Here is a 13,718-nt window from a genome sequence, read left to right as displayed (position 1 = left end):
TTAAATGTTTCAAACAATTTATAACTAGTTTTTTAAAATACTTAACAAGACATCACCAGGTTGGACTTGTTTATTTTGACTAGCAGGTAAAACATCCAGATAATTATCTGTATTCGTTACGATAATTGGTGTTACTGTTTCATAACCTTCTTTTTCAATGCCTTCTATATCAAACTCGACTAAAAGATCTCCTTGTTTCACTTTATCGCCTTGTTTTACGTGTACTGTAAAATATTTTCCATTAAGTGAAACCGTATCAATTCCAATATGAATTAGCAATTCAACACCTTCTTCAGTCGTTATCCCGATTGCATGACCGGTTTGGAATAAAACGGTAATGACACCATCTGCTGGAGCATAAGCTTTTCCTTCTTTTGGAAGGACAGCAATGCCTTTTCCAATCGCTTCACTACTAAAAGCAGGATCGCTAACTTCATTTAATGGAACAATTTCTCCATCCATAGCAGATGCTATGTTAATGACAGTATCCGATTGAGAAACGTTATTTTCATTCGTTTTATTCTCAATTGTAGTCTTTGATTTAGATACTTTTCCTTCAAAACCTAATACAAATGTTGCTCCTGTAGATACTACAAGTGTAATCATTGCAGCAATAACCATATGTAACATAAACTCAGGCATCACTCCCAAAATACCAATCACTCCAAAATTTGCCATCGCGACAAATTTAACACCCATTATAGCAGCATAAAGTGCACCAAATCCTGATCCAATCATAGCCCCTACCAATGGACGACGATATTTCAAGTTAATTCCGAATAGGGCGGGTTCTGAAATACCCATAAAAGCAGAGAATGAAGTTGATAGTGCTAAGGCTTTTAAATTTTTATCTTTTGCTCGAAGGAATACCCCAAATGCTGCACCAGCCTGACCTAAGTTTGGCAAAATAGCAGTCACCATATAGAATGCATCATAACCTAACGATAGAAAGACTGGTAAAAAGGCAGCAGCAAGGGCATAATGCATACCAGTGAGGACTAAAAATGGTTTAAATACAGCAATCAAGACAATTGCTGCAACACCAGCTGTTTCATACAAGCTCATCATGGCTGATGCTAAGAACATTCCAAAGTAATATCCAATTGGGCCAATAACAACAAACATGACTACAAACATAACTAAGAATGTTAATAAAGGTGCAAATACATAGCGTAAAGATTCAGGAATATATCGATTGAAAAAACGTTCGACATAAGATAGTAACCAGACACCAATAATAGCTGGTATTAAAGAAGTTGCATAATTAACTAAAGGGACTGGAAGTCCAAAGAGACTGATAGGATCTCCCGTTGCAACCAATTGAGTAAAACTTGGATGTAATAGAACGGCAGCAATAATAGCAGCCATATAGGTATTGGTTTTAAATATTTTTGAAGCGCTAACTGCAATTAATACGGGTAAGAAATAAAATGCGACATCTGAAGCTAAGTTTAACATCTGGTAGGTTGAAGAAGCGGTATCAATTAGGCCCGTTAACTGTAGAATTGCAAATAAAGCTTTCAAAAGACTGCTTGCCACAAATGCTGGTAGGATAGGCGTAAATACTTTTGGAACTACCATTATTGCACGCATAATTATATTCCCATCTTGCTTTTGTTTTGGAGTCTGATCTTCCGTAACTATTCCAGTTTGTTCCATAATAATATTGTAAATCGTATTAACTTTGTTACCAATAATAACTTGTGGTTGCGCACTGTTTGAAACTACACCTAAGACACCTTCTAAATTTTTTAATTCGCTTTCATTTATCTTACTATTATCTGCTAGACTAAAACGAAGTCTTGTAGCACAATGTACTAGTCCAATAATGTTTTCTTTACCTCCAACATGCTCTACAATATCCTTAGCTAATTTATTATTATCCATAGTATTTTTTTTACAACAAAACTGTTGTAAATCTCCTCTCTTTATAAAAGTTTTTTATATAATTAAACATCCAATAATTTTTGAATATGTACAGTAAGATAGGTACATTCATCCTTTGAAAGGTGGTAGTCATAGGTTTCTTCAATAAATTTTTTCACTCGCATTGTACACTGAAAAGCTCTTGGATAATTAACTTTGACAAGATCGTATAAGCTGTTATCTTTATTATCTTGTTCGTTCTTGGTTACTCTCCACACAAAAAACGAAGGTGCGTCAGCAGTCTTTGATAGTGGATTGAGTTGACATCGATATCAACTTGTAAGTAGTACTTAATAATTTGAATGATATGATCAACGATTTTGATAATTTGTACCCCTATTTGAGTAGGAACATTAAATTCAGCATTAACAATATGCATAGCAATAGAAGCTACTTCATCCTCATTTAACTCTATATCATATTCATCCTCTAAGAGTTCAACTGCTTTTTCCGCTATTTGATATTCTTTTGCATAATACCTCTTGATTTCATACTTTAATGCATTGGTTGGAAATATACCTTTCTCGTAACGCTTTAAGATAAAATTAATATGGTCTGACAAAGTAAGATGGATAGAGACGTTGAGTTTTGTTTTAAGGATTGATTCAGCATAAGCTACAACTTCTTCTACAATATTTATACAATGATCAGGAATTTCTTGAATAAGGTTAATAAGTCGATCTTTTTCATTTTCAGATTCAATGATAAATGTTTTTTCCACAATATCGGAAGAGATAAAATCACCAACTTTTTTGCCAAAGATAATTCCTCTACCCAATACAATTTTTTCAATTCCGTCTTCTGTTACTACCGCAGTACTGTTATTTAAGACTTTTGTAATCCACATTTTTTTCACCACACATCTTCTAAATAGATTTTGTTATTACGAATTTGATGCTATTTACTAGAATCAAACAAAAAAAGACCGAGCTGACGCTAGACAACGGTCTCGTTGCCTTACGTCAGTTTCGGTCTTGCCAATGTGTGCACCCTAAACTGAATTGTATTATCCTTAAGAAATATTATGCAATAAATTTCCTCTTTTGTCAAATCGTTATAATAACATCGAATCCAATCATTCATACTATTTTAAAATATGATAAAAGCACCAATAATTATATTATTATATTTCTTATGGTTTAAATTTGATGTTTACATTCATAAGTACCCCTATAGTTAACGACCCAAACAAAAAAACAGAGGCGATACATTTAGATTTTTCAGCTACTAGTTTTCATCATAAGTGAGACTATTTTCATCTTCAATAATTCTTTCCGCTACATACTCATTACTCGTACAGCTAGTTAAAAGATAGCTGATGTTTTATTCCGTTGTATTTACTGCAGTCATCTTATTAGTGGTTGCATTATCTACAAGTTCACAACGAGCCTATAGCCCCTTAGCTACCTCCGACATAAAATCACTACCATAAATCATAGTCTTTCGCTTCACTAAAAAAACTGCTACTTATGTTGTTATTACCATTTCCGCACCTTACCAGAGTAAATGGAGCTGCCAACAAAATATCTCTTAATTATAATTTTTTCTCCTGAAAATATAATAATTAATACTTTTTAGCGTAAAAAAGTCCTGAAGTATCAATATATACTATGGAATCCTTTCATTCAAAGTTAATCTATATGAAATTTATAGTTCTCAATCGTAATATTTTCAATAAAATTCTACTGAAACTACATATCCATGAGAGGCTAAAAAATCTGTTACCATTATTTTAATTTTTTTATCTGCTTCTTCCAAAAATCCTTGGTTTATTTTTTCTTCTTCAAGTTGTTTCTTATTAGAATTTATTTCGTCAATAATCGTCTGGGGAGGATAATCTGAAAGTATATTACCTTTTATATCTTCTACTTTCATTTTTTTAGTCTCTGCAACATTGTCAAGTATTTGAGATTTTGGGAGTTTAACTGATGCTTGTTTAGTTTCTTCATCTAGTATCAATTGAATTTCTTTTAAATTTGTTCCTGCTTTTAGATATCCAGAATATTCAATTAGCTTTATTGCCTCTGCATAATTAATATCATGATTACCAGGAAGTGGTAAGGTTTTACTAGTGCGACTTACTATTACATTCTCATATTCATACTTTAGTGTTGTCCATTCTGATAATTCCTTTAAACTTTCTTTTACTAAAGCTACTTCTGATGTTTTATTAGTTTTTTCGGCAAATATTTCAGAATCAGTATTCATAAGGACGGTAATCCCTCCAACAATTCCAACAATCACACAAATTAAAGCAACAAGAAAATTTCGTATGATTTTTTTTACATTTAGTCTTTTCAATTGAACTCCTCCTGAAAACATTCAAATCATATATAGATCCATAATATAACACACACTAGATTAACTAATAGCATAATTATGTAAACTTAATTTCACATAATTAAAAACAAATAGGATTGGCTTCAATTCTGAAAAATACTTCATTAAAGGATATTAATTGCTCTAATTTAATTGTCACCACGGAGTCATTCTCCCGTAAAGCTCTTTTTTGTACCCCTGTAATAATAGTTCCAGGTTTTTTTGGGCTGATACCTAAGTCCACATCATCAATATTATTCAAATACAATATCTCGGCGATATTCCTAATATACTTCGAGACAAAGTGCTTAAAAATAATAAACAATTACTTTAATAAAAACCTCATCTATTTATGATACGCATGTGCGTATCATCGATAGGTAATAAATTCTATAATCAATAGAGACATATTATCTAATTGAATATTTTAAAAAGGTCTTCATAAATTATTGGTTATGAGTCTATCTTTACAAATCATCATGTCATTCTTAGATCACATGATTTTCAAACTTGAATACCCCTAAATTCTTTAAGATGTTCTACTAGCAATAAGCCCATATGAATTTCTTTATTAACGATTGCTTTTTTATGTTTATCATTGATATCAAACACTAAATTTTCTTCACATTTTTCATCTAATTCTTTTATAACACTTCGTATATTTTGAAATATATATGTTCTGAATTCCAATCTTTCATTCTCTGAATAAAAAATCAAGGTTGTATCCAAAAACTTTTCACGTGCGTATGTTGCTTCTTGAGATTGTTCATCATACATAAATAAGTGCATATTGAATAATACGCTACCTTCTATAAAGTATCGAAAACTCAAACTATCTCTTATATCTATAAAGTCACGCTCTGGAATTGGTGTTTTGTACTGTCCAGAGTCTAATGTTACTGTTTGAGCTTCAAATAAAACTGTATTATGATATTTACATTGATATGATTGATAATGTGTAGTTGAATTAGTTTGATAGTAAGCATAATATGGTGTCAAAAATGTCTCATAGCTGTCTAAATCCCCTAAATTTTCTACTATCGTAAATTCAGGTGACTCATCAAAATAATATCCATTCTGAATAAAATTCCACTTATTTCTTAGCAGTAAAATTAATTTCAATCTCTCTAGTGGTTTTGGACATAGACCAAACCTAATTTTCCATAATATCTCAGTTTGATATGGATCTGCTGTTTTGTTAATTGGAGTATTGCAATCTTCAACCCTTGTATAGATACTCCCTGGGTACACTCGTATCTTTCCATCCAAAAACTCTTCTTCTAAATAATAAGGTAGTTTATCTGACTTCTGAATAACCAACACGTCTATTATATGCTTTCCTATATTTAAGGTCTTTAAAATAACTTGCGGTACTATAGTACCTGCAAATCTTTTCCCTCTCAAAAAAGATATAATTTTTTCTTGATTCATTCGTTTTTCATGTTCTTCAATGCCTACTATTTCTGCATTGTCTGTAACACCAAAAATTAAATACGCTTCTCTATTATCAATATTATTAGCTAAACAAATAATATCATGGAGTAATCTTGCTTTATTTCTGTGATATTCTTGTTTAAAATCCCAGTATGTTCCTTCATATTTTTTCTCAATCAGTTTAATAATTGTTTTTTTGAACATATCATCACCTCTACTCAACATTTCACTTTATTTTATTTAAATCATTTTTATTTTTAATTTAAGAAACCCATGCTGGACTGAATCCAACATGGGTATTTTCATTACATATCTAGGAATTATTAACTTCATCAAATATATCTAATGATGGTAACTTTTCAACTAAATCCACTGTTTGTACAGCTACGCTTATTACTGATAATAAAAGATTAAGTATATACTTTGGGTTTTCAGAATATTCATTTGGATCATCAATAATTCCCGATTGCTTATCTATTTTTATTTGGTATTGATTCATTATCCATTCAATTGCTGGGCGTCCATTTACTATATATTCATATGCTCGTTCTGGAATATTATGTATAGTTATATCATTATTAAATATTATTGTTGTCTTATCCTTTCCTCTCCCAAATTTCATTTTATTAACCTTATATGAAGGTTCATCAACTTTCTTATTAACTACTATACCTTCATAAGAATTAACTTCCTCATAATTCATATGTAAGTAAGCTAGTTCTTTTCCTAACTCTATAAACAAGTCATAATTATTAGAAAATGGTATTTTAGGTAGTTCTTTCTTCAAATTTATTTTATTTTTTTCTATATATTCTTTAGAGTGTAGTATCCCATACACATAATATACTACATCCTCTGCAGTAATATTTTTATCCAATTTTCTTTGCATTTGAGATAAATAATCCAGATTTATAGTATCTTTATCATATAAAAGCTCGTATGAATCTTTATTTGAGCATCTAAACCTTGGAAAAAACTGTGCCCCTCCTGAGTAAATATTTAAATCTGGTAAAGTATCTATCATTAAAGCTGTAAAATCTTTTGTACCAGTTTTTCCTGACATCACTATTCCAAAGTTTTTAGTAGATGGTTCCGGATATATTTGAGATAGAAGATATTGCATATCTACAAATTCTTTTGTGTAATAAACATATTTTTTTGTATACGGTCTGTACATATATTTAAATATTCTATCTTCTTCATACCTATGAGATTTCGCTGAATTATAATCTTTAATTAAACTTCTAGACCATTTTATTTCTTGCCGGTTCATTAGTTTATTTATTGAGACTTGACTTTTTAATTTTTCATTATAATAATTAATCATATTTTTCATAGAATATTTCACTTTTTTCTTACTAAAATTTACTGACCATCCATCTCTGGCTGTCGCTAATCCTCTAGAATATAAATCAAATATAAATTCTTTTTCCGATTTAACTTTAGACCCTATTACCACAGAATTTTTGTCTATACCTCGTTGGTTAATCCAATCATTTAATTTGTTAGGTATTATTTCTTGGAACTCCATATTCACTATAGAATTCCAAGAAATAATTTGTTTCATTTTATCTTCTCTACTCATATAATCATCCACTTGAGCGTAGTGAATATTATGACTTAATTTCTTACTATTTTTTATCAGAAATACCATTGTTATAGTTGCTCTTGATCCAGACCCAAACACTTGTCCACCTTCTTTACGAGCATATTCTCCACTTGTTCTTGTATTTCCTCGTAAATTAACAATAAAGATGTCTTGAAATTCCTCATGGAAAACTTTCCTTATACCATCAGTTGAACTTCCATCAATAAAAGACCCATTAATTACAAATCCTATTATTCCATCACCTTTAATTCTGTCTGAAGCCCATCGCAATGAACGCACATACGAATCATATAGAACCTGTTTATTGGTAGCTGTTGAATGTTCAACATAGGTATCAGAAATCCTTCTATCCAAACTAGGATATTGATTCTTTTGATTGTCATTGTTATTGCTCTCTTGTTTCGAGTAATATGGAGGATTTCCTAAAATAACTGTTATAGGAGACTCTTTTTGTCGTTTAAGCCGCTTAATATTATCTCCGAACATATTATCTTCAAGTATATTTTCGTGTTCCGTTGATTCAAATGTATCTGTAAGTACTATTCCTTCAAATGGTAAATACTTGTCTGAATTTGAAACTTCTTTGAATGTTTGCTCTATATTAATTGCAGCTATATAATAGCTTAGTAAAACAATTTCATTCGCAAATATTTCTTGTCTATACTTACGTACTAAGTCTTCTTTACGAATATGTCCAGATTGTAGCAACCTCGTTATAAAGGTACCAGTTCCAGTAAATGGATCTAGAAAGTTAACATTTTCATCACTTAACTCTTTTGAAAAATATTTTTTTAAAATATCATTTACCGAATTGATAATAAAATCAACAACTTCTAATGGTGTAAAGACAATCCCTAATGAATCTGTTGTATGAGGAAATCCTACTTTAAAGAAATTTTCGTATAATTGAACAATGATTGTTTGTTTTGCTTCTAAATTGTCAATACCCTCTGATCGTACACGAACACTTTCATAAAATCCTTCTAATTTTTTTTGATCGTTATTAAAACCAAGTTTTTCGAGCTGTAATACCATTTTATTCATCGCTTGAGATACAGGGTTATTTAATGCAAAGCTTTCTTCCTCAAACAGAGAATCAAAAACAGGTTTGGTGATGACATGTTGAGCTAACATCTCTATTGCACTACTATTTGTTATTGAGTCATTTATGTTATATCTTAAACTATCTAAAAAATCATAGAATAAAGTTGAAGTTTCAGGTTCACTTTCAATCATAGCATTAATTCTAGTGATATGTTGTTGAGCAAGCTCTGCAACATCTTTTGACCATGACTCCCAATAACGTGTGTTACCAACCTTTTGAACAATTTTTGCATATATAGCTCTTTCTAATGCAGTCAGTTCATCCTCAGTGAAGTCAAGAGCAACCTGCTCCATTTTTTCATCGACTTGATATTTTCCATCATCTTCGTTTACTGTTAGGGCTTCACCTACACCTATTACATCTAACGGTTTCGGCTTCTTTTTATTTAATTCAATTTTATTAATCATGGCATCAAATCGTTCATCAATGGAACGAAGTGCATTCAGTACTTCCCAAACTACTGCATATTTTTCATTATTATCCAAAACATCATTCGCATTCACACCACTTGGCACACCTACTGGTAAAATGACATAACCATAATTTTTATCTATCGTTTTTCTCATAACACGTCCAACAGCTTGAGCTATATCAATCGTTGACCGTCGTGGTTGTAAAAACATAACAGCATCCAAGTCAGGAACATCCACGCCTTCTGTTAAGAATCGTGCATTTGATAATATACGACAGGTTCTATCTGGAACTTCTGATTTCAACCAATCAATTTTTTTGTTTTTCTCTAATGCATTCATGGAACCGTCCGCATGATCAATTTCGACTCGGAATGCACCTTGCGCATCATCGTCTCCATCTAGGTATTCATTTACTACTTCATTAAACTTTTCTTTGATTAATTTCGACTGCGCAATAGTTCCTGTAAATGCAATCGCACGTTTCATTGGTTCTCCATATAATTCATTTGAATCTGATTTCCGCTTCAATAGTCCATTCCAACATCCAATGATTTTCGTAACATCGTTAAATTCTAGTTCATTGGATTTTTGTGAAAAGATTTTCTGCATTTGTGTTTGAACCATACTCTCATCAACTGCTAACACCATAACTTTATAATCTGTTAGTATTCCTTGATGTACAGCTTCTCCAAAGCCCAATCGGAAGAATTCTTCACCGTAAATTGTAGGATCATTCATATCCGCAATAACAACAGACATTTCCTCTGCTTTTTGTTTTGCATTATCACCATACACACGTGGAGTCGCTGTTTGATACAAGCGTTTCTTCCCTTTAATCAAATCATTATTATGAACTTTAACAAACGGACTACCTTCTTCATTTTCTTTTCTGATACCGGTTGTACGATGTGCCTCGTCTGCAATAATCAAATCAAACTCATAGAATCCCTCTGCTTGAGCTTGTTGAATAACACCAGTCGAATGATAGGTTGAGAAAACAACTAGCATATCAAATTTTTTATGAGATTCTTCTATGGTTGTTTGATATTTTAACAATCGTTGGTAGTCAGTTGTTGCTGGAAAGCCGATATCCGAAGCTGCAATATCTTCTAACTCTGTTCCTCCAGGACCTTTTGTTACTTTTCTATCTGAACAGACTGCTAACGTTTCCATTTGATATCTTGTATCCCCACTCCATCCACGTAGAGACTGTGATAATAATTGGATGCTTGGAACTAAATAGAGAACCTTCAGTGGTTCTTTTTTATCTTTTAACATCTCTTCTGCAATTTGTAAGGATGTATATGTTTTACCAGTCCCAGGTGCCATAATCAGTTTCCCACGATCCACCTCTTTAAACCCATCCACAACTTTTTGAATCGCTTCTTTTTGATGTTTACGTGGGGTCTTTGCCACTTGTAAAACAACTTCTTCTGGTTTTGAAAAAGAATAGGCACTCCAATCTACACGACTATCTCTAAGTTGAGAGAGACTGATTCGAGTTATAGGCTTACTTCTATCATTTAATGCTTCCTCAGCATTATTTGTCCAGTTGTCTGTGGATGTTATAATAATACCGTTTGAATAGACAGTCTTACCAACTTCATTCAAGAATGAATCAATGATACCTTTGTTAATACTTGTATCTTCGGAATAGTATTTTGCCTGTATAGCTGTTAACTCTTTGGTTTGATGGTTAATCGCAACCAAGTCTGTTCCAGTATCTTTTCTAGATATACCATATTCTTCAGGAACCTCATGTAACAACCAAACCTCATCGAATAATTGTTGATACATTGGCTCATAAGTTAAATATGCTTTTACTAAATGCTCAAAAAGAGTCCCTCTATCACGTTGCTCACGAGGGTGCTCGTCAATTTCATTCATTAATTCAATAAAGCTTTTATATTGTTCTTTATCTGACATTGTATAATCCTTCCTTTGCATTAGGATAATCTGTAGCCAGCAATGAATAGCATAGCAGGCATAATCTGTTCCTTATAATATAATTCAATTCTATCATAAGTTAGTTACCTAATTTTCGATTAACTGTTTTTTATCAAATATATATTATAATTATGTATGAATATACAAACAGTACTACTAACCCCTCATCGGATAATTTCGATGAGGGGTTAGTAGTATTTTTATAGATATAAACAATTTAGGAGGAATAAAAATGAACTATATACCCGTTATACAACTTAAACAAGAGATTGTACAAGAAGTCCCGATTAAGATTGATGATATTACTATGTCATCCACCTCTGTGGCGGCTGATTTTGCAAGAGAGTTTATTGGTGGTAGTGATCGAGAGGTAGTCATTGTCATCGGTTTAAGTACTAAATCTAAAATCAACTTTATTTCTACCATTGCTATTGGCTCCCTAAACGCTGCCACCGTCACACCACGTGAAACCTTTAAGTGTGCCATTATTTCCAATTGTGCACGAATTATAATTGCTCATAATCATCCATCTTATGATACAACCCCTTCCCAATCAGACATTCAATTCACAAAAAGGATTGAAGAAGCCGGGGATTTAGTGGGGATTGAATTACTTGACCATATTATCGTTTCGCCAACCAACTATTTCTCTTTTCGAGCAGATGGTTACTTAGGTAATGGAGGGGATTAATATGAATTATGATTCACTTGCTCTTGAATGGCTCCGCAAACATTTAGGCCATACAGTCAAGATAAATGAAATTGGCTACGAATCAACGATGTTTGATTATGACGAACTAGATAAGACACTTGTGCCTGAAAAATACGTTTCTATCTTCAAAAAATATAAACAAATCCAGGCCCATGTCTACCTCTATGACTCTATTTTGATATACATGCTCTTACCTTTTAATCAAGCTGTCCCTACATTCATTCTGATCGGTTTGGTGGACAATGACTTTCTAATTCGGTATCAACTCATTAAGGGGGAAGAATAGTCATGATCAACCTCATTATTATTTTAGATATTATATCCATGGCTGCAGAAGTGATTGCTAAAGAACTAAAAAGACGAAATAAATAAGGAGTGTATAAGACATGGTAAAAGAACTCACTATGAACATCACAAGTAAAGTAATTGAAGAAGATTCTGGGGAACATCGCTACGTTTTAGAAAAAGTATGGGATACAAAACGACCAATGGCGACCGTTATCACCTTATACCCTTCTACCAGTGAACTGGTCATTGCAGATACAACGACTATGCTCATCACAAATAACGTTTATAAACTAGGTTACGGTGGTTATTTTTCTGTGAACCTCTTTTCAAAAGTCAACCTTCCAGATTCCCCGATGAAAAAAAGAAGCAGGCGAAACTATAAGACTGCCACTAACAAAACCAACGACGAATACATCTTAGAATGTTGTAAGAAATCAGATGTGGTGATTTTAGCACACGGAAGTCTACCATCAAAGAACAAACAAGTTAAACAAAGATTAGAGAAAATATTGAACTCCTTAAAGAAAGATGGTTTAATGAAAAAGACCAAAACATTAATACATCCTACAAAAAAGATAGGTTGCCACCCGTTGGCTCCGAATGTTAGAAATAATTGGTTGCTTGAAGATAGCTCGGTTACATAGTCAGACACACTACTTTAAAAGAAAGAGGTTTAACATGGCAAACACATCTCATTCAGTCACCATTCAAGATATTCGTAGAGAATTATTATATTTCAGCTCCGATAAGAAATACGAAGAAAATGATGATTTTATTAACGCCTATACATACTACGGTATAAAAGAAGAGATCACCCGTTCTGATATTCATTATGATACCGGTTCTGGTAGTGGTGACTTTAATAGTAAACAAATTATTTTTTTAATGATGAAATATTTATTAACTATTTATCTGTTTAGTCTCCACAAAAAACAAGAAAATGTAGAAGCCAAGCACCTGTATCATAATGAATTACAAGACATTTCATCGCTATTTAAAGGTCTAGGAATCACATTCACTGGTTCCCCAAAAGATAGGCATGTTATAAGAGAATTTTTAACAAGTAGCGTGACAGAGTTTTACGGAAGAAAAGCGAGAGAGTTTTTGGCCATCCCATAACTCCCAGTGTTTTTTACGAAATACCTCTCACCTCCAAACCTTTGATATATCTACTCTTTTATTTTACGGGATATGGCGGGAATGAATACTTGATAAAAGACTTTAAACAAATTAGCCTTCAAGCAGAAGCACGAGAATATAAAAAATATCAGTTTATTTTTCAAAAATCGGTTGCTTTGTACCGCGAAGACTTTTTGTTAACCATGATGTTAGAGCCATTATCACAAGACATGACACCTCAAACGCTTGTAAACAGATATAACCAGCACTTGGATTATTATAATCAGTTGCTTGTAAAAGATAAGGAAAAAGGCCTTCCTGCGAATGTTACAGGGTATTCCGAAAAAGCAAGTACCAATTTCAGGAAAAACATTGCGCCTCATGCAAAACTTTTTCCGGATACTTTTTATGCTACTCACACATTTCCTACATTCATCACCTCGATTACGGATAATGATAAATTTAAAATAATAGAAATACTAATCGATTTATATAATCTAGACTTTGATAAGGAAGCTTTAAAGACTTCTATTAAAGATGATCCCGATCGCATGCTTATCGATTATCTTAAAAGACAGTATCAAGAGGCAGACCCTCTAAATAATAACCATACTTGGAACCAGCCTATCAATATGCCCTCTACATTTAAAGCTCTTCAAATGTACTGGTCTGAACATAAAAATCTACACCTTGTATTTAATAAACGTACAATCGATATACTCACTGAATACCAAATACCCCATCCTTTTATCTATATTAATACGAATCCGTAATTATAAAAGCATTCGCACATTATTTGTGTGAATGCTTTTTTGTCTTATAGAGAATACTTTCTTATTTTTTTCA

General features: G+C 32.3%; 12 protein-coding genes. 5 read left to right on the top strand and 7 right to left on the bottom strand.

All coding sequences use genetic code 11. The features are described from left to right. Nucleotides 1-24: 24 nt before the first annotated feature. The 7 genes from LZ578_RS02135 to LZ578_RS02110 form a co-directional block, all read right to left on the bottom strand. Entirely contained in the window at nt 25-1,887 is a 1,863-nt protein-coding gene (locus LZ578_RS02135) for a beta-glucoside-specific PTS transporter subunit IIABC (protein WP_235145711.1), read from the bottom strand. Nucleotides 1,888-1,949: 62 nt separating this feature from the next. Beyond that, nucleotides 1,950-2,144, bottom strand: coding sequence for a PRD domain-containing protein (locus LZ578_RS12655; protein WP_396326686.1), 195 nt, complete (start codon nt 2,142-2,144; stop codon nt 1,950-1,952). Continuing rightward, nucleotides 2,132-2,773, bottom strand: coding sequence for a PRD domain-containing protein (locus LZ578_RS02130; protein WP_235146375.1), 642 nt, complete (start codon nt 2,771-2,773; stop codon nt 2,132-2,134). Before LZ578_RS02130 ends, LZ578_RS12655 begins: the two co-directional genes overlap by 13 nt. A gap of 824 nt (nt 2,774-3,597) precedes the next feature. Then, nucleotides 3,598-4,227, bottom strand: a complete 630-nt coding sequence (locus tag LZ578_RS02125; RefSeq protein ID WP_235145710.1) for a DUF4230 domain-containing protein — start codon at nt 4,225-4,227, stop codon at nt 3,598-3,600. A gap of 100 nt (nt 4,228-4,327) precedes the next feature. Further along, a complete protein-coding gene (locus tag LZ578_RS02120; protein WP_235145709.1) occupies nt 4,328-4,507 on the bottom strand; it encodes a hypothetical protein in 180 nt (59 codons plus the stop codon). Nucleotides 4,508-4,749: 242 nt separating this feature from the next. After that, nucleotides 4,750-5,883 carry a helix-turn-helix domain-containing protein gene (locus tag LZ578_RS02115; protein WP_235145708.1) on the bottom strand — a complete coding sequence of 378 codons (1,134 nt, stop codon included), beginning with the start codon at nt 5,881-5,883 and terminating at the stop codon, nt 4,750-4,752. A gap of 109 nt (nt 5,884-5,992) precedes the next feature. Further along, a complete protein-coding gene (locus LZ578_RS02110) occupies nt 5,993-10,732 on the bottom strand; it encodes a type ISP restriction/modification enzyme (RefSeq protein WP_235145707.1) in 4,740 nt (1,579 codons plus the stop codon). A gap of 253 nt (nt 10,733-10,985) precedes the next feature. Here LZ578_RS02110 and LZ578_RS02105 point away from each other — a divergent pair, with 253 nt between their 5' ends. From LZ578_RS02105 to LZ578_RS02085, 5 genes are all read left to right on the top strand, one after another. Beyond that, nucleotides 10,986-11,444: a JAB domain-containing protein gene (locus LZ578_RS02105; protein WP_235145706.1), complete on the top strand. Its 459-nt coding sequence runs from the start codon at nt 10,986-10,988 to the stop codon at nt 11,442-11,444. Nucleotide 11,445: 1 nt separating this feature from the next. Continuing rightward, nucleotides 11,446-11,751 carry a hypothetical protein gene (locus LZ578_RS02100; protein ID WP_235145705.1) on the top strand — a complete coding sequence of 102 codons (306 nt, stop codon included), beginning with the start codon at nt 11,446-11,448 and terminating at the stop codon, nt 11,749-11,751. A gap of 100 nt (nt 11,752-11,851) precedes the next feature. Then, the gene (locus tag LZ578_RS02095) at nt 11,852-12,397 is read left to right on the top strand and encodes a DUF1643 domain-containing protein (protein ID WP_235145704.1); all 546 of its coding nucleotides are present in this window, start codon (nt 11,852-11,854) and stop codon (nt 12,395-12,397) included. 34 nt (nt 12,398-12,431) lie between these two features. Then, nucleotides 12,432-12,872, top strand: coding sequence for a hypothetical protein (locus tag LZ578_RS02090; protein ID WP_235145703.1), 441 nt, complete (start codon nt 12,432-12,434; stop codon nt 12,870-12,872). 89 nt (nt 12,873-12,961) lie between these two features. Beyond that, a complete protein-coding gene (locus LZ578_RS02085; protein ID WP_235145702.1) occupies nt 12,962-13,645 on the top strand; it encodes a hypothetical protein in 684 nt (227 codons plus the stop codon). Nucleotides 13,646-13,718 lie beyond the last annotated feature (73 nt).

It is taken from the genome of Jeotgalibaca sp. MA1X17-3 (assembly GCF_021513155.1).
Classification (GTDB): domain Bacteria; phylum Bacillota; class Bacilli; order Lactobacillales; family Aerococcaceae; genus Jeotgalibaca.
This window is presented reverse-complemented; position numbering and strand designations above follow the sequence as displayed.